Here is a 22765-nt window from a genome sequence, read left to right on the forward strand (position 1 = left end):
AGAAGTGGCCGGAGCATCCTCCACGGCGGCGGGGCGGTATAGAAGAATTGCGCCAGCTATGGTTTCCTGGCGCCGCGCAGCCTCTGCCCGCCCTGCAGCAGCACGGCCGCAATGACCTGACCATCGGTATTGCGCTCGAACTCGACGACAGCGCCGACGGCCTTGATCGCGATGCGGTCCTTGCCCTCCACCTCGGCCGCAATGGCCGGCTGGCCGCTGCCCTGCACCATCAACTGGCCATCTCGCTCAAAGACCTTCAAGCTGAACTGCGGCGCCAGCTGGAATTCACCGGCCCAGTCGCGCCAGGCGGCGTTGGTGATGGTGGGCGGCGACTCCACCAGGCCCACGCGGCGGGCTTGCGTCTGGCCGCCCATCTGGTGCCACATGAAGCGCGCGACGGGTTTGTCCATCTCGGGCGGCTCGGGGCGCAGCAGCGCTGACAGGCCCAGCGGGTAGAAGTCGCCGCGGCTGTCGTGGCGCAGTTCGAAAGCGCCCTGGCCAGCGGCCTGGGCCATCAGCTTGCCGTCGGCCTCCCAGATCTTCAGCCGCATGGGGCCCAGCTCGTAGTCGCCGACCAGCGCCTGACGAAGCGCGGCGGGCGCCTCGACGGCGCGGCGGGGTTGCAATGGCATCTCGTTGCCCAGCAGCGCCAGGCCGATATCACCCAAACCGCCCAGGTCGGTCAACGCCGTGTCGGCCAGCACCACGACGGCACGCTTGGCCGCCGGTTCCAGCACCACCAGCGACGAGAAGCCGCCCGTGCCGCCCTCATGCAGGGCCATGTCTCGCCCTTGCCGCTTGTGCAGCACCCAGTTCATGCCGAAGCCATGGGCCAGCGGCTGCTGCGTGCGGCGCAGTTGCGCGACCAGTGCCGCCGGACCATCGCCGAGCTGGGCGCGGGCGTAGCGCACCATGTCGTCCAGCGTGGCCTTGACCATGCCGACGCCGGCCAGGTTGGTGGCGATGGTCCAGGCCGGCGTGGGCGTACCGTCCGGCAGGTGGCCCATGGCGGGCGCGGCGCCCAGCGGCTTGGCGATGTAGGCCGTGTTCATGCCCAGCGGCTTGAACAGCTGCTCTCGCAGCGCACCCTCCAGATCGCCGCCATGGCTGCGCGCCACGGCCATGGACAGCACCAGCATGCCGAAATTGGAATACTCGGGCTGGCTGCCGATGGGGCGCGTGAGCTGCACCTTCTTCAGCGCCGCCAGCACCTGGGCCTCCGTCAGCGACGCATACGGGTTGGCGGGGTCGATGACGGACAACCCGGGTGGCAACGCGGGCAGGCCACTGGTGTGCGTGACGAGGTCGCGCACGAGGATCTGGCGTTCGCCCTGGCGTGGCACGACCGTGCCCTCGGGCAGGTGGCGGGCGACGGGGTCGTCCAGCGACCAGCGGCCCGCGTCGATCAACCCGGCCACCAGCGCCGCGGTCATGGTCTTGGTGACCGATCCGATCTCGAAGGCCGCGCCCGCCGCCGGTGCGCCGTCTTTGCGCGTGCCGGCGCAGCGCGTGGCGCGCCAGACCTTGCCCGGCTCGATGACGGCGGCCTGCACACACGCGCCGCTGCGGTCGCTGTCGAAGCGGTCGGCAAGCAGCTTCTCGACGTCGGCGTCGCTCGCTGGCACCGCCATGGCCAGCATGGGCAGGCACGTCAAGGCGGCGAACAGGTGGCGTGTCATGCAATGTCCTCTCGGGTCAGTTGATCCAGTTTGTCGATGCGGCGCTGCAGTCGGCGTGCGCCGTGAAGGTTGAGCAGCACGACGCCGCCCAGCACCGCCGCGACGAAAACGAAGATCCACGGCTGCCAGAAGCCGTTCTCGATCTGCCGCCCGCACAGGAACAAGGCCATGCCGGGGACCGACGGCGCGACATACCAGAGCCAGACCGAACGCAGCGCGTCGCGCTGGCGGACCAGCTCCTCCCGGTGGAAGGCCAGCAGGCTGCCGGCCCAGGCCTCGGGCAGCGGCCGCGCCGACGCACGGCGGCGCATCTGCCACTGCGTGAAGCCACCGCCCGCCACGATGAGCAGCGCGCCGAGCTTGGTCAGCCAATGCGGAAAGAACCAGGCGAAGAACAGGAAGGTCGGCGCGAGCAAGGCCGCGACGAGGGTCTCGCGCCGGTTGCGCCGCGACACGATGCCCTGCAGTTTCTCGGCCTGCTCCGCCAACGCCTGCGACTGGAGGGGCTGCAGCGCTGGCAGGTCTTGCCCACGCCACAGATTGCGGGCGCCGTCTTCGGCGGTATGCGTGGTCATCGCGCGCTCCTCGGGGCACTCAACTGGCTGGCCAGCAGCGCCTTGATGCGGTGGATCTTGGTGGCGACATTGCGCGCCGACAGGCCGGTGATGTCGGCGATGCTGGCGGCGTCCAGCTCCTCCAGGTAGAGCAGCATCAGCTCGCGGTCCAGCGGCGCCAGGCGGTGCACCAGCGCAAGCACGCGCTGCAGGTCCAGCCGGCGCTCGGTATGGCCGGGGTCCAGGCGCTCATCGGGCAGATGCTCGATCTCGTCCAGCTCCAGCATCTTGGTGCTCTTGCCGGCATGCTGCTGCACATGGCGGGCGCCGACGTTGTGGGCCACGCGGTAGACCCAGGTGCGCAGCGAGCAGTCGCCGCGAAAGCCGGCCAGGCTCTGCCACAGCGCCAGGTGCAGCTCCTGTTGCAGCTCCTGGCGCAAGGCGGCGTCGCGCTCATAGCCTGCGCAGCAGCGGGCCAGCTCGGCGCCGTGGGCCGCGATGGCCTGGCGATAGAGCTGGTCTTGCGGGTTCGAAGCGGTCATGCAGCAGGTAGTGACGGCCGCGCGGAACTTCTTACAGCCGGTAGGCAAGAACCTTGAGACTGCGGTCCTCGGACACGTCCTGGAAGGCGGCCGGGTTGGCCACGCGGCCGATGAAGCTCAGCTCGGGCGCATTGGCTTCCACGGCCTCGCGCAGGAAGTCCACGCCCAGCTCCGGCGCATTCAGGCACAGCAGCGCGTGGCCGCCTGGCGCCAGCAGCGTGGGCAGGCGGCGGGCCAGCCGTGCGTAGTCCTTGGTCGCGACAAAGCTGCCCTTCTGGAAGCTGGGTGGGTCGCAGACGACCAGGTCGTAAGGCCCGCCGCGCGTCAGCTTGCCCCAGGAGTTGAAGATGTCGTGGGCCAGGAACTTCGCGCCGGCCTTCACACCGTTCAGCTCATGGTTCGTGCGGCCGGTGGCGAGCGCGCCTGACGCCATGTCCACGTTGACCACTTCGCTGGCACCCGCCTGCAGCGCGACGACGGAGAACGCGCAGCTGTAGGCGAACAGGTTCAGCACCTTGGCGCCGGAAGTGATGTGCTCGCGCACCCAGCGCCGGCCTTCGCCCATGTCCAGGAACAGGCCATGGTTCTGGCCGCGCAGCAGGTGTACGACATAGCGCGTGCCGGCCTCGGTGACGATGTGCGGCTCGGGCACGGCGCCGATCATCAAGCGCGTTTCGGCGCCCTCGCCGCGAGATTGGTAGACCCAGTTCAGCGCGTCGCCGAAGCGCGCGGTCAGCGCGCCGCCGACGGCGGCCAGAGCCACGTCATCCAGCGGCTTGAAGGAGGTCAGCAGCAGCACCGGTGGGAAGGCATCCAGCGCGAGGTGCTCGCAGCCGGGGTGAAGACCTCCGCGGCCGTGGAAGAGGCGCTGGGCGTCGGTGGGAAGCGCCATCGTGGCAATGGCGTCGAGCAGGGCTTGCATCGCGCGATTGTCCCGGGGTCTAGGATCCAACCATGGACTTCCAACTCGTTCTCGACCAGATCAACACCGAGTTGCGCCCGCTGCTGGGCGAGGGCGGCAAGGTGGCCAGCTACATCCCGGCGCTGGCGCGGGTGTCGCCGCTGCAGTTCGGCATTGCGCTGCGCACCTGTGACGGCGAGGTGGCGCAGGCCGGCGACAGCGCCGTGCCCTTCTCCATCCAGAGCATGTCCAAGGTGTTCTCGCTGACGCTGGCGATCAAGGCGCTGGGCGAGGCGCTGTGGGACCGCATTGGCCGCGAGCCGTCGGGCAGCCCGTTCAACTCGCTGGTGCAACTGGAGACGGAGCGGGGCATCCCGCGCAACCCCTTCATCAATGCTGGCGCGATTGCGGTGGCCGATCGCCTTGTGTCGCTGGGTGACGGCAAGGCCGAGCTGCTGGCGCTGCTGTCACGGCTGTGCGGCGAGCCGGTGAGCATCGACACCGAGGTCGCGCAATCGGAGGCCGACACGGGTTATCGCAACACCGCGCTGGCCAACTTCATGAAGGGCTTCGGCACGCTGGACAACGACATCGCCACGGTGCTGGACGTCTACTTCAACCAGTGCGCCATCGCGATGACCTGCGAGCAGGTGGCCTGCGCCGCCGGCTATCTGTGCCGCGACGGCAAGCACCCGCTGGCCGGCACGCCGGTGCTGAGTTCGGCGCAGGCGCGGCGTGTGAACGCGTTGATGCTGACCTGCGGCACCTACGACGCGGCCGGCGAGTTCGCCTTCCGCATCGGGCTGCCGTGCAAGAGCGGCGTGGGTGGCGGCATCGTCGCCGTGGTGCCGGACCACCTCACGCTGTGCGTCTGGTCGCCCGCGCTGGACGAGACGGGCAATTCCTTCCTGGGGCGCCAGGCCTTGGAACTCTTCGTCACCAAGACCGGGCTGTCGGTCTTTTAGGAGGCGTACTTCACCGAGCAGCCGTAGGGCCGCGTCGACGACTTCTCGACCTTCTTGCCCGCAGCCACGTCGGCCAGCGCCAGCTTCACATAGGGCTCGGCCTTGGCGATGTCGTCCACCTTGGCGGTGGCGATGCTATCGATGCCACCCTTGTAGGCCAGCGTGCCATCGGGCTTGATGACGTACATGTGCGGCGTGGTCTGCGCGCCGTAGAGCTTGCCCAGTTCACCCTTGGGGTCCAGCAGCGTGCCGGCCGGGGCGGCGCCGCGGTCGGCGTTGAGCTTCTTGGCGGTGGCGCCATCGACATGGCCCTGCTGGCCGGGGGCCGACGAGATCACCTGCAGCCAGACCACGCCCTGCGCAGCGGCGTCCTTCTGGTGGCTTTGCATGTTGCCGTTGTAGTGCTTCTTGACGAAGGGGCAGTCATGGTTGGTCCACTCCAGCACGACGGTCTTGCCCTTGTAGTCGGCGAGGTTCACGGTCTTGCCATCGGCCGTCGTGGCCGTGAACGCGGGCGCGGCGGCGTCCACGTTGGCATTGGCCAGCGCCAGCACGGGGGCGGCGACGACGGCGGCGATCAGCGAGCGGCGAAGCAGTTTCATCATCATGTCGAACTCCGGGGGGTTGCAGGGGAGGAAACAGCCTCGATGACGAGGCCGGGGGTGAGGATCTGCGGCAGCACCTGCGCCTCGGCGGCGCCCGGTGCGTAGTAGAGGTAGAGCGGCACGCCGGAGCGGCCATGGGCCTTCAGCACGGCGGTGATCTTGGGATCCTCGCGGGTCCAGTCGCCCTTCAGGTAGGTGATGCCGGCCTTGGCGAACGCGTCCTTCACCTCGGGGCGGGACAGCGCCACGCGCTCGTTCACCAGGCAGGAGATGCACCACGAAGCCGTCATGTTGATGAACACCGGCTTGTTCTGCGCGCGCAACTCGGTCACGCGCTCGGCGCTGTAGGGCTCGTGGCCGGCAGCAGCGCCGGCCGTCGCGACGTCGGCCGCCACCGGCTTGATCCAGGTCGACAGGCCCAATGCCAGCACCACGCCGGCCAGCGCCGCCACGGTGCCGACGGCGCTCGCGCCGCTGGCGTTGCGCCACCACAGGCCGAACGCGATGACGACCAGACCGATCAGCGCCAGCGCCACGCCATCCGGCCCGGCCTGCTGCGCCAGCACCCACAGCAGCCAGACGACCGCGCCGTACATCGGGAAGGCGAGGAACTGCTTGAACTTGTCCATCCACGCGCCCGGGCGCGGCAGCCAGCGCTGCGCCGCGGGCCAGAAGGCCAGGATCAGGAACGGCAGCGCCAGGCCCAGGCCCAACGCCAGGAACACGGCCAGCATGACCGCGGCCGGCTGGCTCAGCGCAAACGCCAGCGCCGCGCCCATGAAGGGTGCCGTGCACGGCGTGGCGACCACGGCCGCCAGCACGCCGGTGAAGAAGCTGCCCGCCAAGCCTTGCCTCGCGGCCAGGCCCGAGCCGATGCCGGTGAAGCTGCCACCCACGTCGAAGAAGCCGGACAGGTTCAGGCCGACCAGGAACAGCAGGTAGGCGACGATGAGCACGAACACCGGCGAGTGGAACTGGAAGCCCCAGCCCACCTGCTGGCCGCCGGCGCGCAACGCGATCAGCACGGCCGCCAGCAGCACGAAGCTGGCCAGCACGCCGGCCGTGTAGGCCAGGCCCTCGGCCTTGTGGTTGCCGCCGCCCACAAGCGCCAACGCCTTGATGGACAGCACCGGGAACACGCAGGGCATCAGGTTCAGGATCAGGCCGCCCACCAGCGCCAGCGCCAGCGCGGGCAGCAAGCCCAGGTCGCTTTCCACCGGCGCCACGGCCGCAGCGGCGGCGGCCGGTGCGCCGAGGTCGGCCGGCGCGGGGCCCTTGCCGGCGCCCTCGGGCATGGGGGCGGAGACGGTCCAGGCCTGCTCGCCGGCTGACGACGTCAGCACCAGCACGCCCGACAGCGGCTGTCCGGCCTTCACCGGGTCTTCGCCGGCCGGCACGTCCAGCGCCCAGCCGTCGGCTTGGGCCTTCAGCGCCTGCGGCGCGCTGTGCGTGACGGCGCCCCAGGTGTCGGCGAAGAAATAGGCCTTGGTGACGCCCGCCGTCGGTCCGCTGATCTGCACACCCTGCGCGGCCGGCTTGATCTGCACCGCGAACGGTGCCGGCTGGGGCACGGCGCGGCGCCATTCGTCGATCTGGGCCGCATCGGCGCCGGCCTGGGCTTGCGCCGCGACCGGCAGATCCAGCCCCAGCGTCACCTGCTCGGGGATGCAGACGTCCTTGCAGACCAGCCAGCGCACCTCGGCCACCGGCTTGAAGCGGCCACCGGCCTTGGCATCAGCCGGCACGGTCAGCTCCACCAGCAGCGCCGGGCGGCCCTCATAGCCATAGTTGACCAGCGGCCCGATAGGCTGCACGGCCGGTGTGGGCCACTGGATGGGGCCGGCCTCCGCGCCGGTCCAGTCGATGGTCGTGGCCTGGCCGGAATCGCCGGGGTTGATCCAGTAGGTGTGCCAGTGCGGCTTGATGTCCTGCTCCAGCGCGACCGTGAAGCGCTGGCCCGGCGCGACGGCCGACTGGCTGGACACGAGACGGGCCTTCACATGCTCCGTCGCGGCCTCGGAGGGCGCGGCCGAGGCCAACAACGGGGCGGCCAGCAGGGCCGAAAGGGCAAGACGCAAGAGCAAAAGCATCCGGAAATGCTAGGTCATCCCCGTTTCCCGTCTGTAAAGCCCGGCTTTGACGAAGGCTTCAAACGTGGCCCACAGCGGCGCGAAGCGCTCCGGACCGCCCTCCAGCAAGGCCAGCGCATGCAGGCCAGCCTCCAGCGTGGACAGCTGACCCGGCCGGTGCGCGCGGCGGATCGCATAGCGGCCCGGCTGCTCGGGCAGGCTCAGGCGCGGCAGCGTGGCCAGCCACGGGTTGGCGGACAGCAGGCGGCGGCTCTGGCGCCAGCTGCCATCCAGCAACACCAGGCGCTTCACGTCGGCCGGCGCCGCCGTGCCCTCGCCGGGATAGAGCAGCGTCGTGCCGGGCGCGGCCAGGCCGGCGTCGAATACCTCACCGCGCAGCAGCCGGGCCGATTGCAGCCCCAACGTGAGCAGCAGCGCCGTGTTCTTCGCGTGGCCGGCCTCGGCCGGGTGCTGCAGGATCAGCAGCTCGGTGCGGTGCGCCAGCGGCGGCACCGGCAATGTGGCGCACAGGCAGGTGGGCAGCGGCCGCTCGCAGCGCGGGCAGGACGCTCGGGGCATGCAGGCCCGCTCAGTGCGGCGGCGAGACCGTCGAGGGCGCCCCCAGCGGGGACTGACTGCTGTCGCCAGCGTCCTGCTGCGGCTCCGGGTCCTTGGGAAGCCGGCGCGAACGCGTGCTGGGCAGGGCCAGTTGCCGCTTCTTGGCGACGCGCCCGGCGACAAACGCACCGCCCAGCACGGCAAAGATGTTCAGGGCGCCGAACAGCGGCGCGGCGCCGGAGGACAGCAGCATGGTCTGCAGCGGCGCCGAGTACGAGCGCGGCTTCAATGCGAACGTGAACGCACCAAAGATCAGCCAGCCCGCCCAGGCCAGGCCGATGCCGGCCATGAACCAGCTGGTGTAGGGGCGATGGCGACGGCGCGCCGGACGCAGCGTCAGATAGCCCCAGATCGCCGCGACGATGAACAGCACCAGCGCGATGGCGAGGGCCTCGCCCAGCATGACCTGCAGGCTGTTGCGCCCCCCCAGCATCGTGTAGACATGGCGCGGCAGGCCGGTCTTGGCGTATTGCATCGCCGCGGCCGTGCCAAAGCAGAACATCAGGGCGCCGGAGGCGAAGGCGATGGAACGGCGGGCGGCTTTCATGGCGCGCATTCTCTGCGCAGCGGCAAGAACGCCCCGCCGGGGATTCCCTGCGAGCGGGCAAAGTCCACGCTCCCGGCGGGCAAAACAAAGCCCGCCATCCGGGTTGGATGGCGGGCTGGAGGGTGAAGCCTGGGTGGCTGGGGCTGTCAGCGCTTGCGGTCGAAGCGCATCGCGCGGGCCAGGCCGCGGCGCTCGCCGCTGTAGAAGCCGGTATCGAAGGCTTCGTGCTTGCGGCCCTTGTCGACGGATTCCTCGGCGGTCCAGGCCGTGCCGATCTCGGGCGCGGGGAGGCGACGGGGCTGCGGTTCGTGGCGGTTCAGAACTTTCATCGTGGCTTGGGGCCTGTTGCCAGGCCGTCTCGCGGGGATTGCGGCGCGATTGGAAGGCACAACGCAGCCCCGGCAAGGCGCGTTGACAGGCCCCACACACTTCCTTGCACTCCTTTCCTGCGGACAATCCCGGTATCACCACCGTGAAACCCACCATGACCGTCAAGCTCAAAAAGTCCATCCCGGCCAAGGCCATCCCCATCACCGTCGTCGACCGGGCCGCCTTCCAAGCGCTCGCGCCCACGCTGCCCGACGCCACCCGGCACTGGCTGGCGACGGTGGGTTTCGTCGGCGCCCCCGACAGCCACGCGCTGGTGCCCGGCGCCGACGGCCGGTTGGGTCAAGTGTTCGCCGGTGTCTCGCACGTGGCCCATCCATTCGCACTGGCGGCGCTGCCGCTGGCCTTGCCCGAGGGCGAGTACCGGTTGGAGGCCGGCCTGGCGCTGCTGCCGGAAGCCGCTGCCATGTCCTGGGAGCTGGGTGGCTATCGCTTCGACCTCTACAAACCCGCCAAGCGCCCCCCTGCCACGCTGTGGCTCAAGCCCGGCGCCGACGCCGAGCGCGGCCTGGCGCTGGCCGCCGCCATCGCGGCGACTCGCGACCTCGTCAACACGCCGGCCGAGCACATGGGCCCGGCCGAGCTGGCCGCGGCCGCCAAGGCGCTGGCCAAGCAGTACGACGCCAGCTACGAGGAAATCGTCGGCGACGCGCTGCTGAAGAAGAACTTCCCCAGCATTCATGCGGTTGGCCGCGCGAGCACGCGCTCACCTCGCCTGATTGAGATCCACTGGGGCAACCCCAAGCACCCCAAGCTCGCGCTGGTCGGCAAGGGCGTCTGCTTCGACACCGGCGGCCTGAACATCAAGCCCGGCGAAGGCATGCGCCAGATGAAGAAGGACATGGGCGGCGCCGCCAACGCGCTGGGGCTGGCCACGCTGATCATGGCGCTGAAGCTGCCGGTGCGGCTGCAGTTGCTGATCCCGGCGGTGGAGAACTCGATCTCGGGCAACGCCTACCGGCCCGGCGACATCATCAAGACCCGCAAGGGCCTGCACATCGAGATCGGCAACACCGACGCCGAAGGCCGCGTCATCCTGTGCGATGCGCTGGCCTATGCGGCGGAGGGCAAGCCGGACCTGGTCATCGACCTGGCCACGCTGACCGGCGCCGCGCGCGTGGCGCTGGGCGCCCAGCTGCCGGCGCTGTTCGCCAAGCACATGGACACCGCCCGCGACCTGGTGGACCTGGGCCTGAAGCTGGACGACCCGCTGTGGCACATGCCGCTGTGGGCGCCGTACCACGCGGGCATCGAGAGCACGATCGGCGACATCGTCAACACGGGCAAGAGCCCGCTGGCCGGCGCCATCAACGCGGCGCTGTTCCTGGAGGACTTCCTGCCGCGCGACCAGGACTGGCTGCACGTGGACCTGTTCGCCTGGAACGACGCGCCGCGCGCAGGCCGCCCGGTGGGCGGCGAGGCGCAGACGATCCGCACGCTGCTGGCCTATCTGGAGCAGCGCTACTCAGCTTGACCAGCGGCCCGATTACTCGGGCTTCTGGTCCTTGGCCGGCTGTTGACCGGCAGCCGGCTCGGCGTTCGCCGCCTGGGTGGCGGCCTGGAGGGCTTGGGCCATCTGGGACGGCGCGGCCTGCTCGACCTGCTGAGGTGCGGGCTTGCGGCCCGGCTGCGGCGGGCGGCCGCCTTCACCACGCGGAGGGCGCTCGCCACGCGGCGGGCGATCACCACGCGGCTGCTGGTCACGCCGGCCGCCTTCCGAGCGCTGCTCCGGACGGCGCGGGCCGCCACGGCCTTCCGGCCGGCCGCCACCGGGGCGGCGGTCATCGCGACGCGCCTCACGCGGCGGAGCCGGTGGTGCCTCGGCGCGCTCCTTGCGGGCGATCTCCAGCAGGCCCGGCAGCTCCTCGGGCTTGAGGCCCTTCAGCACGCAGAAGTTGGCCTCGGTCAGCGTCGTGCGCTCGAAGTCCCACAGCAGCTGGCCGCGGTTGCGGCGCTGCTGCGCTTCCAGCCGGTGGCGCTCCTGCTCGGCGTTCTCCCGCTCCTGGCGGGCACCCTTGCGGCGGGCCAGTTCTTCCTTCGCGGCGTTCAGATGCTCCTCGCTGATCTCGCCGGCCGGCTGGCCGTCGAGGTCGAAGCGGGTCTTGGCCTGGGTCAGCGCGATCAGGTAGCCGGTGCTGCCGGTGTAGCGGCGCAGGAAGCCGCTGAGCTGGGCCTTGCTGAACTTGCCCGGCGCGCGTTCCTGGATGTCGGCCTGGATGCGCAGCTTGACCGGCTTGGCCTTGCCGGTGAACAACGCCGGGAACATGGCCTTCAGCTCGGCGGTCGCATCCACGGCGGCGGCTGCGGGCACTGCCGCGGTGCTATCGGCCGGAATCTCGGGCGTGCTCACGGCCTCGGGCGCGGCGGCTTCGGGTGCAGGCGCGGGCACGGCGGCTGCCGGTTCTTCGGACGGGGTAACGGGATCGGGAAGATCGGAATTCATCGCAAAGCCGGCAACGCGGCAGCAAACAGGCAAGGGCGGGATTGTCGGCCATCATGGCTGCCTGCACGCCATCCCCTGGAAAGGCCGTTCCATGCACCTCGAAGGCTCCTGCCACTGCGGCAGCGTCCGGTTCTCCGTCGACGCCGATGCGCCCACGCCCTTCATGCGCTGCTACTGCTCCATCTGCCGCAAGACGGCCGGTGGCGGTGGCTATGCGATCAACCTGGGCGCGCAGACGCACACGATGAAGGTCAAGGGCAAGCGGCACCTGCGCATCTACCGCGCCAAGCTGCCCAACAAGTCGGGCAAGGGCAGGCACAAGAGCAGCGCCCGCCGCTACTTCTGCCAGCGCTGCGGCAGCGCACTGTGGCTGTGGGACCCGACCTGGCCCGAGCTGGTGCACCCGCACGCCAGCGCCATCGACACGCCGCTGCCAACGCCGCCGTCGCAGGTGCACTGCCTCGTCGGTTCCAAGGCGCCGTGGGTGAACGTCGAAGGCTCGCCCGGCGATCCTCGTTTCGACGGGTATCCCGACATGTCACTCGCCGAGTGGCATGCCGCTCATGGCCTATAGGTTGCCGAACACCTTCTTCAGGATGGCGCTACCGGTGCCCACCGGGTCGCGGCGGATCTTCTTCTCCTCCTCGCCGATGATGCGATAGAGGCCGTCCAGCGCCTTGCCTGTCACGTACTGCTGGATGTTGGCCTCTTCGCCGCGCATCAGGCCGAAGCTGGACGCCTTCTTGGCGACGGCGTTGTACTTGTCGGCCAGCGAGACTTTCTCGGTGGCCTTGGTGACGATGGGCAGGAACTGCGCGTACAGCGGGTCGCGGGTCTTGTCGGCGAAGAAGGTGGTCACCGAGTCGTCGCCGCCGCGCAGGATCTTCAGCCCGTCCTCCACGCTCATGTCCTTGACCGCCTTCACCAGCAGCGGCTTGGCCACCGGTACGGCCGCCTCCGCGGCGCGGTTCATCGCGGTGACCAGCTCGTCCAGCCGCTTGCCCTGGCCGGTGCTGCGCAGCAGCTTTGCGGCGTCCTTCAGGTAGCCGGGCGGCTCGATCTTCACGAGCGGATTGCCAAGGTACCCATCCTGCCGGCCCAGCAGCGACACGGCCGCATGGGCGCCACGCTCCAGTGCCGCGCGTATGCCGGCGTTGGCGTCACTCTCGGTCAGGTTCAGCGCCCAGGCCGGGCGCTGCATCAGCAAGGCGGGCGTACAGGCGATCAGCAGGCGGCGTTGCATCGTGGCTCTCCTCGATGGGCGAGCACCCATCTTCCCACCGCCGCCGCCCTTTCAGGCCACGGCGTGGTGCAGGCCCCGCTTGTGCTGGTACATGCGCTGGTCGGCCAGCTCGATGAGCTGGCTGAAGTCGCTGCCGTCCTCAGGGAAGCGTGCGGCGCCCATGCTGGCGCCGAAGCGCACGGTGCGGCCCTCGAACTGGAAGCTGCCGTTGATCTGCTGGCCCAGGCGCTTCATCGTCGCCTCCAGGCCGCCCTCGGCGGCCAGTGGGCGCAACAGCACGCCGAACTCGTCGCCACCCAGGCGCGCGGCCGTGTCGGACTGGCGCACGCCGGCGCTCAAGCGGCGCGAGAACTCCAGCAGCGCGGCATCGCCGGCGCGATGGCCGAAGTGGTCGTTGATGGGCTTGAGCCCGTTCATGTCCAGCATCATGACCGCCAGCGGCTGGCCGTCGCGGATGGCCTGCGACAGCGAGGCGCGCAGCCGGTCCAGGAACAGCGCGCGGTTGGGCAGGTCGGTCAGGCCGTCGTGCGTGGCCTGATGGAACAGCTCGCTGGGCGCGTAGCGCGCCGCGAAATACATGGACGCGCCCACCAGGCCCGACAGCAGCTCCAGCAGCGCCAAGTCGCGTTCGCCGAACTTCGAAGCCTGGCGCGACATGGCCTTCAGCACGCCGACCGTCTCGCCCTGGTGGCGCAGCGGCACCAGCAAGATGGAACGGATGCCCAGCCTCAGGCAGGCGACGCGATCGGTGCGAGGGTCGTCCAGCGCGTCATCACACCGGATCGCCTGGCCCTCGGTCATGCACAGGCCCGACAGGCTGCTGTCGCGCCGCAGCCGCAGGCCCAGGCTGCCCTGGGCCATGCCCGAAGCGGCGCGGTAGACCATCTCGTGGCCCTCGGCCAGCTCGACGGCGGCACCATCGGCGTCCACCAGCCCCAGCGTGCGCTGCACCACGAGGCCCATCAGCCCGCCAAGGTCCAGGCCCAGGCGGGCCACCTCGGTCTGGATGGCGATGACCTCCAGCAGCTTCTCGTTGCTCGGCACCAATCTCTCCTCGCCCGAGATCCGGCCACGGATCCGGCACCCGGCGGAGACTTCGGCCTCTCTAACGGGTCACACCCTGTTACAGACCAGCATTCTGGCCTTTCGCATAAATGATGTCGACACCCTTGATCGCATCAGCTATGGCGGTTTCACCTGACAACACCGATGAACACGCAGGCGCCGCCGCGATAGCGCAAGCCTGAGCCGGGCGCTACGGCAGGCGCGCCAGGCGTTCGGTCAGCAGCGCGAAGAAGCCGTCGGAGTCGACGTGTCGAAGCACCTGGGCGTTGGCGGCCAGGCCGGTCACGCCCCACCAGTCGATGACGGTCATGCCGCGCGTCAGCTCGCTGCGCGTCTCGATGCGCACATTGCAGTCGCGGCCGGTGAACAGGCCGGGCTGCAGCAGCCAGGCGATGACGCAGGGGTCGTGCAGCGGGCCGCCGTCCTGGCCGTACTTCTCCTCGTCGTAGCGCTCGAAGAATTCCATCCACGCGGCGACCACCTCGCCCGCGCGGTTGCCCAGGCGGCGGATGGCCTCGATGCGCTTCTCGGTCGTCAGCGCCTCGTGCGTGACGTCCAGCGGCGCCATCGTGATGGGCACGCTGCTCGTGAAGACCTCGTGAGCCGCCTGTGGGTCGACGTAGATGTTGAACTCGGCGGCCGGCGTCACGTTGCCGCCCTCGAAGAAGCCACCACCCATCAACACGATGCGGCGGATGCGCGGCGCGATGTCCGGTGCCTGGCGCAGCGCCAGCGCGATGTTGGTCAGCGGTCCCAGCGGGCACAGCGTCACGGTGCCGGGCTCGCGTTCGCGCAGTGTCTGGACGATGAAGTCCACCGCATGGCGCGCGTCCAGCGGCAGCGCGGGCTCGGGCAGGTCGACGCCGTTCAGGCCGGTGTCGCCGTGCACATGCTCCGCGGTGACCAGCGGCACGTCCAGCGGCCGGTCCGCGCCGGCGCAGATGGGCACGTCGCGCCGGTCGGCCAGCTCCATGACCTTGCGCGCGTTCAGCGTCGTCAACCGCAACGGCACGTTGCCGGCCACGGTGGTCACGCCCAGCAGCTCCAGCTCGGGGCTGGCGGCGGCCAGCAGCAACGCGATGGCGTCGTCCTGGCCGGGATCGGTGTCGATGATGATCGGTGTCGGGCTCATGCGGCGGGCGGGGTCAGGTCGAGATCGATGGCACCGAACAGGCTGGTCTGCCCGTCGGTGGATTTGAGGTCCAGGCGCAGGCTGTCGCCGGGCGCGAGCGCCACATCCAGCGCTCCCAGCGCGACGCCGGCCAGTTGGCCCGTGCGCTGCGCGCGCAGCCGGGTCAGGCGCACCAGCGCATCCGCTGGCGCGGCCACCACGTCACGTGGCTCCAGCTTGCTGCCGTTGTGCAGCGCGACCAGGCGTGCCTGCAATCGAACGCCCGTCCAGGCCTCGCCCAGTTCGTCGGGCGTGACGAGCAGCGGCGCGGCATGCGTGGCAAGCAGTTCGCTGTCCAGGCGCCAGTCCACGGCCAGACCCAACAAGCGCAGCGCGTCCAGCGCGGCGGCGGTATCGCTGGCTGCATGCAGATCGCCGGCGATGGCCATCAGCGCCGGCTCGCACGCCGCCGCGGCGCGCAGCGGCATGCCGGCGCCCAGCAACTGGCCGGCCTCGCGACGCACGCTGCCATCGGCACCAACGACGGCCCAGCCGTGCGGGCGCGGCAACGGCGCCATGCACTTCTCGGGCTCGAACGGGAAGGCGTGGCGCAGCTTGCCGTGGTTGAGCTGCACGGCCAGGTCCTGCAACTGCGGCGCGATGAAGCCCCAGTCGTCGAGGACTTGCTGCAGGCGGGTGGCGATGCCGCTGGCGTAGTGGGCCTGGGTCAGGTCACGCGAGACGACGACGAGATGGCCGTCGCGCGAGCCGTCGGCGTAGCTGGCGAGTTTCATGGGAGGTCTGCGAGGTAGTGGCAGCATTGTGCGATGCGCGCCCTGCCCGTTCCGCCCCGCGCCGCCTTGCTCGTGCTGGCGGCCAGCCTGCTCGCCCATGTGGCGCTGCTGGGCGGCGAGCGCCGGCCGCCCGACACGGCCGCAGCGCCGGCACGCCCCGTCAGCGTGGCGCTGCTGCCGCCAGCAGCCGCCCCGGTGGCGCTGCCCGAGCCGGCCCCGCAGGCGCTGCCGCAGCCTGTCGCACGCGCGACAGCGACCGCCGCCCCGGCCGTCGAAACGGTTCCGCAGACGGTGGAAGCCACGCCCAGCGCTCCGCCGCTGCGACTGGCCGGCCCCACCGCCTGGACCTACCGGTTGCGCCAGAACGGCCAGGACGGCGAGGCCGTGCTGGAGTGGCAGCCGCAGGCGGACGGCCGCTACAGCCTGCGGCTGAGCAAGCGCATCGGTGAACGTGCACTGCCCGCGCAGCAGAGCGTGGGCCTGCTGAACAGTGGCGGCCTGGCGCCCGAGCGCTATGCGACGCAGTTGGGTGGCCGCGACCGTCAGGCCGTCAATTTCGATGCTGAGGGCCGGCGCGTCAGCTTCTCGGCCAGCCCGGCCCGGCTGGAGTTGCCCGATGGCGCGCAGGACCGGCTGTCCTGGTGGCTGCAGCTCGCCGCGCTGGTGCAGGCCGCACCGACGCCGGGCGGGCGCTGGCGCGTCTGGGTCGCCGGGCCACGGGGCGAGCTGCGCGAATGGGTGTTCGAAGCCGTCGAGGCCGAGCCGGGCGACGCCGGCACGCTTCACCTGCGCCGCCAGTTGCTGGGGCCGCACGATCCTGGCATCGACGTCTGGCTGGACCCGGCGCGCGGCTACTGGCCGGTGCGGCTGCGCCAGGGCGCCCCCGAAACGCGCGGTTTCGAAATCACGTTGGCCGACGTGAACTCCTGACGCTTCCTACACGTTGTCGGCGCGGGGGATGACCCGATCAGAACCCCGTTCTGCCAGTATCTGTACCGAGCGGGGCTTGAAACTTGCAAGTCCCACCCGCAGTTGAAGCCTTGAGGAGAACTCCATGCACATGCTCTACAACTCCGACAGCTTCATCGTCGTCCAGTTCGAAGTGCCGACGGCTGAGGAAGACACCGGACCGCAACTGAATCGCGGCGGTTTCGAGATCGTCGACAAGTTCGCCCGCAAGGAAATCTTCATCGAAGGCGCGCTCGCGGAGTCCTTCCAGCAAGGCGTGCAGGCGCTCATCGAGGACGGCCAGCCTTCTGAGGATGAGATCGACGAGTTCATCGAGCGCTACGCAATGATGGGCCAGCAACCGGTCGTGATGCACTGAACACTCTGGGGGTTGGTGTTGCATTGATTCAACGCTCGGCCTGATACAAGATGGGTCAGCGCCGACCGCTGCCGGTCGGCCAAGGAGCCCATCCATGGTGAAGCGAGCCAACGCCGCGCAGACATCCCGAGCCCCCGGGCCCGTGCTGCCTTCGCCCGGCCTGGACAGCGCCCCGGTGCTGGACCGCATGTGCTCGCAGTTCGTGCTGACGCTGACCGTCAAGCACGCCGGCCGCTTCAACCTGCGGCGCGATTTCAACGGCCTGCTGTCCTTCACGGGGCGCCATCTCGTCTGGCCCGTGCGCGTGCTGCAGCGGCTGCGCGGCTATCTTGGCCAGCGCTGCGGCAACAACGAGCTGTGGCGCGGCCACGAGGCCTTGTCCGATGTCGCGTTCCTGGACCGCTTCGGCCAATGGAGCGGCCCGTTCTCCGAAGCCACGCTGTTCTTCTACCTGGACGAGTACGTCAAGGATGCTCCCAAGGACATGATGGCCTTGCTGGCGACCACCTGCGAGCACCTGGACCGGCAGTTGAAACGAGAGTCCACGCTGGTCGAGAAGAACATCGACGCGCTGGGCCAACTGCTGCAGCTGAACCCGGCCGAGCGCGCCATCCTGCTGTACGGCACGCTGGCCCGCTACCAGCGCGAGCTGCGCGGTGCGTTGGTCGAGTTCAAGGTCAACACCGCGCAGGAGGCGTTTGCGGCGATTGCCGCCGTCGCCGGTGTCGATGAACGTGAGGTGGCCGAGGCGCTGCGCGCCGGCTCGCGTCTGGAACGCATCGGCATGGTGGAGAACCTGATCTCCGAGCACAACATCACCGACCTGGCCGACCTGATGAAGGTCAGCGACCAGTTGCCGCCGGTGCTGATGCGCGAGTACCAGGGCCCGCACGACCTGATGGCCGTGTTCACGCGGCCCGCCGCGCCCAGCACGCTGGTGCCGGGCGACTTCCAGTTCGTCGCCGAGGACCTGGGCCTGCTGCAAGGCCTGTTGCGCCAGGCCGTGGCCTCGCACGCCACCGGCGTCAACGTGCTGCTGTACGGCCCGCCCGGCACCGGCAAGACCGAGCTGGCCAAGGTGGCCGCCGCCGCCGCGGGGCTGGACCTGTACGAGGTGGAGTACGCCGACCGCGACGGCAACTCACTTTCGGGCCGCGACCGCTACCGCTCACTGCAGATCAGCCAGGTGTTCCTGAAGGCCAGCCAGAACGTCGCGCTGCTGTTCGACGAGGTGGAAGACGTGTTCCCGCCGCTGTCCAGCGACACCGCGTCGCTGCTGAACCGGCTGGATGCCAGCGGCGAGGGCAGCGTGGGCAACTCGGTCAGCGGCAAGGCCTGGGTCAACCAGATCCTGGAGACCAACCCGGTGCCGGTGATCTGGGTCACCAACCGCATCGAGCAGATCGACCCGGCGTTCCGCCGCCGCTTCCAGTACCACCTGGAGCTGAAGTCGCCGCCGCCGGGCGCGCGGCGCGGCCTCGTGGCCAAGGCGCTGGGCGAGGTGAGCGTCAGCGAGGACTTCGTCGCCAAGCTGGCCGAGAGGCCCGGCCTGACGCCGGCCCAGATCCGCACCGCCGTGCGCTTCGCGCAACTGGCCGGCTCGGCGCTGGATGCCGAGAAGCTCATCGAGCGCCAGCTGCAGAACGCGGACAAGGCGCTGGGGCGCAACGACGGTGCCCACAGTGCCCGCCCCTGCGTGACGACCTATGCGCTGGACCTGCTGAACTGCGAGAGCCGCTTCGAGATCCCGCGCATCGTCGAGGCGCTGCGCAAGAAGGGCCGCGGCCAGCTGTGCTTCTACGGCCCGCCCGGCACCGGCAAGACCGCGCTGGCCGAGCACATCGCGCAGGCGCTGGGCCGGCCGTTGATGGTCCGGCGCGCCAGCGACATTGCCAGCAAGTTCGTCGGCGAGACCGAGCAGAACATGGCGCGCATGTTCGAGAACGCACAAACCGAAGGCGCCGTGCTGCTGCTGGACGAGGCCGACAGCTTTTTGCGCAGCCGCAAGCATGCGGAGCGCAACTACGAGGTGTCGGAAGTGAACGAGATGCTGGCCGGCATGGAGCGCTTCAACGGCCTGTTCATCTGCACGACCAATCTGTTCGACGACCTGGACGAGGCGGCGCTGCGGCGCTTCGCGTTCAAGATCCGCTTCAAGGCGCTGAAGCCGGAACAGCGGCTCGCGATGTTCGAGCGCGAGGCCGGTGCTGCACCCACCGACGAGCAGCGCTCACGGCTGAACGCGATGGACTGCCTGGCGCATGGCGACTTCGCGGCCGTGCGTCAGCAGGTCGACATCCTCGGCGAGGTATTCACGCCGGATGAGTTCCTGGCTCAACTGGAGGCGGAGCATCGCGCCAAGCCTGAAGTCCGCGAACGCCGGGGCATAGGCTTCAGATCGGCTTGAAGTAGTAGGTCGTCGAGCACGGCGGCCCGTCCGGCATCAGCGCGTAGTTCGGAATGTCCCCCGCGCGCTGCCATCCCAGCCGCTCATAGACCCGCGACGCATCGCTGCCGGTCACGGTGTCCAGCACCAGCGTCGTCTTGCCCAGTTCGAGCGCCTTCACCTCCAGCGCCCGCAGCAGCCGCTCGGCCACGCCCTGGCGGCGCGCGCGGCGATGCACCAGCATCTTGGACACATCGGCCCGGTGCGGCTGGTTGTCGGGCAGGTCGATGACGAGAGACAAGGTGCCGCAGATGCGCCCCGCCTCGTCCTCGGCGACGAACAGGTGGCGTTCGCCCGCCGCGACGCCTTCGGTCACGCGGCGCCAGAACGCCTCGCAGCGCCCGTCGGCCAGCGGCAGCATGAAGCCCACCGACGCGCCGCCCTCCACGCAGTCACGCAGCACATCGGCCAGTTCGGCCACGCGAGCCAGCGCTTCGGCGCCATCGAGTTCGCGGATGTTCATGGTCGGGCTCCGGTGAGGGCGACAAGGTAGCGGGCCGGTTTCGTGCCCGGGTTGTGGAAGCGGAGGGGCGCGTTCAGCTGCACGGCCAGGCAGTCGCCCGCGCTGAGTTGCCACTGCGTGTCGCCGTGGGCGATTTCCATCGCGCCATCGATCATCCAGATGAGTTGGTGGATGTCGGCGTCACGCTCCGAGGTCTCGAAGGCCACGCGCTGGCCCGTGGGAAAGATGACGTCCACCAGTTGCAGCGGCGACACGCCCGACGGCGACACGTTGCGGCGCACATAGCCCGAAGCGGGATCGCGCCAGACCGGCTGCTCGGCCACGCGGGCCAGCGGCGATGGCGCGACAGGTGCCGGGCCCGCCTCGAACATCGACGCGACGCTGACGCCCAGCGCCGAAGACAGCTTGTCCAGCACGACAGCCGTGGGGCTGCTCTGGCCGCGTTCGATCAGCGAGATGTTGGAGCGGCTGACGCCGCTTTTGTGCGCCAGCGCGTCCAGCGACAGGCCGGCGGCGGCGCGCAGCTCGTGCAGGCGGCGGCCGATTCGTTGGGTGATGTCCATTCATCCAGCATACTGGAAATTGAAATCCATCAAAATGGAATTGCACGCTCCACCGCGGCGCGCCAGGCCGCGTCCGGCCAGCGCCGGCCCAGCCGCCAGGCGGCATGCGTGAGCTTGATGACATGGGCATCGTCCTGCTCGCAGGCGGCCGAAATCAGCGCGGGCCAGGGGCGGCTGGGCTGGCTGTGCAACGCCAGGGACGGTGCCGCGCCGCTCGCCAGCAGGCCGGCCGCTGCAGCGACGCTGAAGCCGCGCGCCAGCTCAGGCGCTGGCCACCACGGCTCCAGCACGGACATCGCGTGGCTGGCCGTCAGCAGATGCAGCACCGTGAAGTTGCCGGTGGCCGCGTAGGTGCGTGCGGCCAGCAGCGCGATGTCGCGCAACGTGTCGGGCCCCAGGCGCAGCCGGCCGGCGACGGCCGCGAAGGCGGGCGACTGGCCCCAAGCCTGCATTTGGCCGGTGATGAGGCCGCCCGGCAGGCCGCCCGGGCGCGGCAGGGCTTGCAGCGCCTGAACCCAGTAGGCCATCTCCAGCAGTGGGCCGTCCTCCACCGTCGGCAGCGGCATGAAGTGCGCGGCCCAATGCGCGAGGCCGGCGGCCAGTTCGCCGTCGTGCCCGGCCAGCACGGCGTGCCCCGTGCGGATCAGCCCGTGGAAGGCGATGGCGCCCGCGCCGGGCACCAGCAAGGCCAGGGCCTCGCGCAGCGCTTCGGCGGCCCCCAGCGCGTCGATGCGGCCGGCGAAATGCTCACGCCACGCGGCATCGCTGCCGGGGCGGCCCAGGTCCCGTGCCGGGTCGATGCGGGCGGGCTGTGCGCAGCCTCGCGGCTCCAGGAAGGTTTCGTAGTGCTCGGTCCAGGCCTGCAGCCGCTGCGCCGATGCGCCCAGTTCCAGCAAGGCCTGCTGGGCCATGGGCAGGTGGTTGCTCAACTGCCCGCGGAAGGTTGCGGACAGCGCCTGGCCGGCGTCCAGCAGGTGGTGCAACTGGGCCAGCGTGGCGGGTGCGGGCGTGGCGGTCTTCATCAGCATGGGTGGGCTCTCCTGTGGGAACATGGCCGCCATGCTCGATGTTGAAGTGAACTTGAAGTCAAGCCCCCACGACCCGACGCCCCGACTGAGCATCGGCCAGCTGGCCCAGCGCTCGGGCATCGCGACGAGTGCCTTGCGGTTTTACGAAACCGAGGGACTGATCACCGCCAGCCGCAGCTCGGGCGGTCATCGGCAGTACCCGCGGCATGTGCTGCGGCGCGTAGCCTTCATCCGCGCGGCCCAGGTCGTGGGGCTGACGCTGCCGCAGATCAAGGCCGCGCTGGCCACGCTGCCCGATGGCCGCACGCCCACGAAGGCCGACTGGACGCGGCTGTCCGCCGGGTGGGCGCCGCTGCTGGATGCGCGCATCGCGGCGCTGCAGGAGCTGCGCGGCAAGCTCACCGGATGCATCGGTTGCGGCTGCCTGTCGCTGAAGGCCTGCGCCCTCTACAACCCCGACGACAAGGTGTCGGATCAGGGCGCCGGCGCCAGGCTTCTGCGCATAGAACCCGGCGCTTGACCCATATACGCCTCTTGAATAACAGATCGGCGAAAATCCCCGGGTTAACCCGTCAAAGAACACCGCCCATGAGTGCCTTCCACGAAGAGACCGTCCTGACCGTCCATCACTGGACCGACCGCCTGTTCAGCTTCACGACGACGCGCGACCAGGCGCTGCGTTTCTCCAACGGCCATTTCACGATGATCGGCCTGAAGACCGAGACGGGGAAGCCGCTGCTGCGCGCCTACAGCATCGTCAGCGCCAACTACGAGGAGAACCTCGAGTTCCTAAGCATCAAGGTGCCGGACGGCCCGCTGACCTCGCGCCTGCAGCACATCGTGCCGGGCGACAAGATCATCGTGGGCCGCAAGCCCACCGGCACGCTGCTGATCGACTACCTGCTGCCGGGCAAGAACCTGTACCTGCTGGGCAGCGGCACCGGCCTGGCGCCGTTCATCAGCATCGTGCGCGACCCGGAGACCTACGAGCGCTTCGAGAAGGTCATCCTCGTGCACGGCGTGCGCCACGTGAACGAACTGGCCTATCACGACCACGTCAGCGTGGACCTGCACCAGCACGAGTTCCTGGGTGAGTTCGCCAGCGAGCAGCTGCTGTACTACCCCACCGTCACGCGCGAGCCGTTCCGCAACACCGGCCGCATCACCGACCTGATCCAGACCGGCAAGCTGCAGGCCGACCTGGGCCTTCCTCCGCTGGACCCCGAGACCGACCGCATCATGCTGTGCGGCAGCCCCGAGCTGCTGAAGGACATGCAGGCCATGCTGGAAGTGCGCAACTTCAAGGAAGGCAGCACGACCACGCCGGGCGACTACGTCATCGAACGGGCGTTTGTAGAGAAGTAAGCCGCTCGCCTGCGGGCCGGCTTGGGAGCGGCCCAGCGCTCGGCCCGCAC

The 22765-nt window shown here is 69.8% G+C and carries 25 protein-coding genes; 8 read left to right on the top strand and 17 right to left on the bottom strand.

Annotated elements, in window-relative coordinates:
- Window positions 1-56: 56 nt before the first annotated feature.
- Genes J2X21_RS11365 through J2X21_RS11380 form a run of 4 tightly spaced genes read right to left on the bottom strand, consistent with a single transcriptional unit; the run spans window position 57 to window position 3697 of the window.
- Window positions 57-1679, bottom strand: coding sequence for a serine hydrolase domain-containing protein (locus J2X21_RS11365; RefSeq protein WP_310328572.1), 1623 nt, complete (start codon window positions 1677-1679; stop codon window positions 57-59).
- Window positions 1676-2254 (bottom strand): hypothetical protein, encoded by a 579-nt coding sequence (locus J2X21_RS11370; protein WP_310328574.1) that lies wholly within the window; start codon window positions 2252-2254, stop codon window positions 1676-1678. Before J2X21_RS11370 ends, J2X21_RS11365 begins: the two co-directional genes overlap by 4 nt.
- The gene (locus J2X21_RS11375; RefSeq protein WP_310328575.1) at window positions 2251-2775 is read right to left on the bottom strand and encodes an RNA polymerase sigma factor; all 525 of its coding nucleotides are present in this window, start codon (window positions 2773-2775) and stop codon (window positions 2251-2253) included. The genes J2X21_RS11370 and J2X21_RS11375 overlap by 4 nt, the downstream gene beginning before the upstream one ends.
- Before the next feature lie 31 nt (window positions 2776-2806).
- Window positions 2807-3697: a class I SAM-dependent methyltransferase gene (locus tag J2X21_RS11380; protein ID WP_310328577.1), complete on the bottom strand. Its 891-nt coding sequence runs from the start codon at window positions 3695-3697 to the stop codon at window positions 2807-2809.
- A gap of 32 nt (window positions 3698-3729) precedes the next feature.
- Between J2X21_RS11380 and J2X21_RS11385 the strand changes: the two genes are divergently transcribed.
- Complete coding sequence (locus J2X21_RS11385; RefSeq protein ID WP_310328579.1) at window positions 3730-4641, top strand: glutaminase; 912 nt, start codon at window positions 3730-3732, stop codon at window positions 4639-4641.
- On the opposite strand, the gene J2X21_RS11390 is transcribed toward J2X21_RS11385, so the two are convergent.
- From J2X21_RS11390 to J2X21_RS11410, 5 genes are all read right to left on the bottom strand, one after another.
- Window positions 4638-5246 carry a redoxin domain-containing protein gene (locus J2X21_RS11390; RefSeq protein WP_310328580.1) on the bottom strand — a complete coding sequence of 203 codons (609 nt, stop codon included), beginning with the start codon at window positions 5244-5246 and terminating at the stop codon, window positions 4638-4640. The genes J2X21_RS11385 and J2X21_RS11390 overlap by 4 nt on opposite strands.
- Window positions 5246-7324, bottom strand: coding sequence for a protein-disulfide reductase DsbD family protein (locus J2X21_RS11395; RefSeq protein WP_310328581.1), 2079 nt, complete (start codon window positions 7322-7324; stop codon window positions 5246-5248). The genes J2X21_RS11390 and J2X21_RS11395 overlap by 1 nt, the downstream gene beginning before the upstream one ends.
- Before the next feature lie 21 nt (window positions 7325-7345).
- Complete coding sequence (locus tag J2X21_RS11400; protein WP_310328584.1) at window positions 7346-7894, bottom strand: tRNA-uridine aminocarboxypropyltransferase; 549 nt, start codon at window positions 7892-7894, stop codon at window positions 7346-7348.
- Window positions 7895-7904: 10 nt separating this feature from the next.
- Window positions 7905-8480: a hypothetical protein gene (locus J2X21_RS11405; protein WP_310328586.1), complete on the bottom strand. Its 576-nt coding sequence runs from the start codon at window positions 8478-8480 to the stop codon at window positions 7905-7907.
- Window positions 8481-8626: 146 nt separating this feature from the next.
- A complete protein-coding gene (locus tag J2X21_RS11410) occupies window positions 8627-8809 on the bottom strand; it encodes a hypothetical protein (protein ID WP_310328587.1) in 183 nt (60 codons plus the stop codon).
- Window positions 8810-8952: 143 nt separating this feature from the next.
- On the opposite strand from J2X21_RS11410, the gene J2X21_RS11415 reads away from it, so the two are divergent.
- Window positions 8953-10341, top strand: a complete 1389-nt coding sequence (locus tag J2X21_RS11415; RefSeq protein WP_310328589.1) for a leucyl aminopeptidase family protein — start codon at window positions 8953-8955, stop codon at window positions 10339-10341.
- A 12-nt stretch (window positions 10342-10353) separates the two neighbouring features.
- Here the strand turns inward: J2X21_RS11415 and J2X21_RS11420 are convergent, their stop codons facing one another.
- Window positions 10354-11310 carry a ProQ/FINO family protein gene (locus J2X21_RS11420; protein WP_310328591.1) on the bottom strand — a complete coding sequence of 319 codons (957 nt, stop codon included), beginning with the start codon at window positions 11308-11310 and terminating at the stop codon, window positions 10354-10356.
- Window positions 11311-11401: 91 nt separating this feature from the next.
- On the opposite strand from J2X21_RS11420, the gene J2X21_RS11425 reads away from it, so the two are divergent.
- Window positions 11402-11884 (top strand): GFA family protein, encoded by a 483-nt coding sequence (locus J2X21_RS11425; RefSeq protein ID WP_310328592.1) that lies wholly within the window; start codon window positions 11402-11404, stop codon window positions 11882-11884.
- Here J2X21_RS11425 and J2X21_RS11430 read toward each other — a convergent pair.
- The 4 genes from J2X21_RS11430 to J2X21_RS11445 form a co-directional block, all read right to left on the bottom strand.
- Window positions 11879-12553 carry a DUF4197 domain-containing protein gene (locus J2X21_RS11430; RefSeq protein WP_404667334.1) on the bottom strand — a complete coding sequence of 225 codons (675 nt, stop codon included), beginning with the start codon at window positions 12551-12553 and terminating at the stop codon, window positions 11879-11881. The genes J2X21_RS11425 and J2X21_RS11430 overlap by 6 nt on opposite strands.
- Before the next feature lie 51 nt (window positions 12554-12604).
- Entirely contained in the window at window positions 12605-13597 is a 993-nt protein-coding gene (locus tag J2X21_RS11435) for a diguanylate cyclase domain-containing protein (RefSeq protein WP_310328594.1), read from the bottom strand.
- Window positions 13598-13808: 211 nt separating this feature from the next.
- On the bottom strand, window positions 13809-14750 hold the full coding sequence (locus tag J2X21_RS11440; RefSeq protein WP_310328596.1) for a nucleoside hydrolase: 942 nt from the start codon (window positions 14748-14750) through the stop codon (window positions 13809-13811).
- Window positions 14747-15523: a fumarylacetoacetate hydrolase gene (locus J2X21_RS11445; protein ID WP_310328598.1), complete on the bottom strand. Its 777-nt coding sequence runs from the start codon at window positions 15521-15523 to the stop codon at window positions 14747-14749. Before J2X21_RS11445 ends, J2X21_RS11440 begins: the two co-directional genes overlap by 4 nt.
- 33 nt (window positions 15524-15556) lie before the next feature.
- Between J2X21_RS11445 and J2X21_RS11450 the strand changes: the two genes are divergently transcribed.
- The 3 genes from J2X21_RS11450 (at window position 15557) to J2X21_RS11460 (ending at window position 19257) form a co-directional block, all read left to right on the top strand.
- Window positions 15557-16453, top strand: coding sequence for a DUF3108 domain-containing protein (locus J2X21_RS11450; protein WP_310328599.1), 897 nt, complete (start codon window positions 15557-15559; stop codon window positions 16451-16453).
- A gap of 124 nt (window positions 16454-16577) precedes the next feature.
- On the top strand, window positions 16578-16850 hold the full coding sequence (locus J2X21_RS11455; RefSeq protein ID WP_310328600.1) for a BTH_I0359 family protein: 273 nt from the start codon (window positions 16578-16580) through the stop codon (window positions 16848-16850).
- Between the two features lie 94 nt (window positions 16851-16944).
- Entirely contained in the window at window positions 16945-19257 is a 2313-nt protein-coding gene (locus tag J2X21_RS11460; protein ID WP_310328601.1) for an ATP-binding protein, read from the top strand.
- Here the strand turns inward: J2X21_RS11460 and J2X21_RS11465 are convergent.
- The 3 genes from J2X21_RS11465 to J2X21_RS11475 are packed head-to-tail and all read right to left on the bottom strand — an operon-like array spanning window position 19244 to window position 21350.
- Window positions 19244-19759 carry a GNAT family N-acetyltransferase gene (locus tag J2X21_RS11465; protein WP_310328602.1) on the bottom strand — a complete coding sequence of 172 codons (516 nt, stop codon included), beginning with the start codon at window positions 19757-19759 and terminating at the stop codon, window positions 19244-19246. The genes J2X21_RS11460 and J2X21_RS11465 overlap by 14 nt on opposite strands.
- A complete protein-coding gene (locus J2X21_RS11470) occupies window positions 19756-20322 on the bottom strand; it encodes a helix-turn-helix domain-containing protein (protein ID WP_310328603.1) in 567 nt (188 codons plus the stop codon). The genes J2X21_RS11465 and J2X21_RS11470 overlap by 4 nt, the downstream gene beginning before the upstream one ends.
- Before the next feature lie 29 nt (window positions 20323-20351).
- A complete protein-coding gene (locus tag J2X21_RS11475) occupies window positions 20352-21350 on the bottom strand; it encodes a questin oxidase family protein (protein ID WP_310328604.1) in 999 nt (332 codons plus the stop codon).
- Window positions 21351-21381: 31 nt separating this feature from the next.
- Here J2X21_RS11475 and soxR point away from each other — a divergent pair, with 31 nt between their 5' ends.
- The gene (gene soxR / locus J2X21_RS11480) at window positions 21382-21870 is read left to right on the top strand and encodes a redox-sensitive transcriptional activator SoxR (RefSeq protein ID WP_404667333.1); all 489 of its coding nucleotides are present in this window, start codon (window positions 21382-21384) and stop codon (window positions 21868-21870) included.
- 68 nt (window positions 21871-21938) lie between these two features.
- Window positions 21939-22715, top strand: a complete 777-nt coding sequence (locus J2X21_RS11485; protein ID WP_310328607.1) for a ferredoxin--NADP reductase — start codon at window positions 21939-21941, stop codon at window positions 22713-22715.
- Window positions 22716-22765: the final 50 nt, after the last annotated feature.

The organism is Roseateles asaccharophilus, from assembly GCF_031458115.1.
Taxonomy (GTDB): Bacteria; Pseudomonadota; Gammaproteobacteria; order Burkholderiales; family Burkholderiaceae_C; genus Pelomonas; species Pelomonas asaccharophilus_A.

Excerpts from the sequence above, each read along its gene's own strand:
- J2X21_RS11365 (WP_310328572.1), bottom strand. The coding sequence starts at position 1,679 with ATGACACGCCACCTGTTCGCCGCCTTGACGTGCCTGCCCATGCTGGCC.
- J2X21_RS11370 (WP_310328574.1), bottom strand. The coding sequence starts at position 2,254 with ATGACCACGCATACCGCCGAAGACGGCGCCCGCAATCTGTGGCGTGGG.
- J2X21_RS11375 (WP_310328575.1), bottom strand. The coding sequence starts at position 2,775 with ATGACCGCTTCGAACCCGCAAGACCAGCTCTATCGCCAGGCCATCGCG.
- J2X21_RS11380 (WP_310328577.1), bottom strand. The coding sequence starts at position 3,697 with ATGCAAGCCCTGCTCGACGCCATTGCCACGATGGCGCTTCCCACCGAC.
- J2X21_RS11385 (WP_310328579.1), top strand. The coding sequence starts at position 3,730 with ATGGACTTCCAACTCGTTCTCGACCAGATCAACACCGAGTTGCGCCCG.
- J2X21_RS11390 (WP_310328580.1), bottom strand. The coding sequence starts at position 5,246 with ATGATGAAACTGCTTCGCCGCTCGCTGATCGCCGCCGTCGTCGCCGCC.
- J2X21_RS11400 (WP_310328584.1), bottom strand. The coding sequence starts at position 7,894 with ATGCCCCGAGCGTCCTGCCCGCGCTGCGAGCGGCCGCTGCCCACCTGC.
- J2X21_RS11405 (WP_310328586.1), bottom strand. The coding sequence starts at position 8,480 with ATGAAAGCCGCCCGCCGTTCCATCGCCTTCGCCTCCGGCGCCCTGATG.
- J2X21_RS11410 (WP_310328587.1), bottom strand. The coding sequence starts at position 8,809 with ATGAAAGTTCTGAACCGCCACGAACCGCAGCCCCGTCGCCTCCCCGCG.
- J2X21_RS11420 (WP_310328591.1), bottom strand. The coding sequence starts at position 11,310 with ATGAATTCCGATCTTCCCGATCCCGTTACCCCGTCCGAAGAACCGGCA.
- J2X21_RS11425 (WP_310328592.1), top strand. The coding sequence starts at position 11,402 with ATGCACCTCGAAGGCTCCTGCCACTGCGGCAGCGTCCGGTTCTCCGTC.
- J2X21_RS11430 (WP_404667334.1), bottom strand. The coding sequence starts at position 12,553 with ATGCAACGCCGCCTGCTGATCGCCTGTACGCCCGCCTTGCTGATGCAG.
- J2X21_RS11440 (WP_310328596.1), bottom strand. The coding sequence starts at position 14,750 with ATGAGCCCGACACCGATCATCATCGACACCGATCCCGGCCAGGACGAC.
- J2X21_RS11445 (WP_310328598.1), bottom strand. The coding sequence starts at position 15,523 with ATGAAACTCGCCAGCTACGCCGACGGCTCGCGCGACGGCCATCTCGTC.
- J2X21_RS11450 (WP_310328599.1), top strand. The coding sequence starts at position 15,557 with ATGCGCGCCCTGCCCGTTCCGCCCCGCGCCGCCTTGCTCGTGCTGGCG.
- J2X21_RS11455 (WP_310328600.1), top strand. The coding sequence starts at position 16,578 with ATGCACATGCTCTACAACTCCGACAGCTTCATCGTCGTCCAGTTCGAA.
- J2X21_RS11460 (WP_310328601.1), top strand. The coding sequence starts at position 16,945 with ATGGTGAAGCGAGCCAACGCCGCGCAGACATCCCGAGCCCCCGGGCCC.
- J2X21_RS11465 (WP_310328602.1), bottom strand. The coding sequence starts at position 19,759 with ATGAACATCCGCGAACTCGATGGCGCCGAAGCGCTGGCTCGCGTGGCC.
- J2X21_RS11470 (WP_310328603.1), bottom strand. The coding sequence starts at position 20,322 with ATGGACATCACCCAACGAATCGGCCGCCGCCTGCACGAGCTGCGCGCC.
- J2X21_RS11475 (WP_310328604.1), bottom strand. The coding sequence starts at position 21,350 with ATGCTGATGAAGACCGCCACGCCCGCACCCGCCACGCTGGCCCAGTTG.
- soxR (WP_404667333.1), top strand. The coding sequence starts at position 21,382 with ATGCTCGATGTTGAAGTGAACTTGAAGTCAAGCCCCCACGACCCGACG.
- J2X21_RS11485 (WP_310328607.1), top strand. The coding sequence starts at position 21,939 with ATGAGTGCCTTCCACGAAGAGACCGTCCTGACCGTCCATCACTGGACC.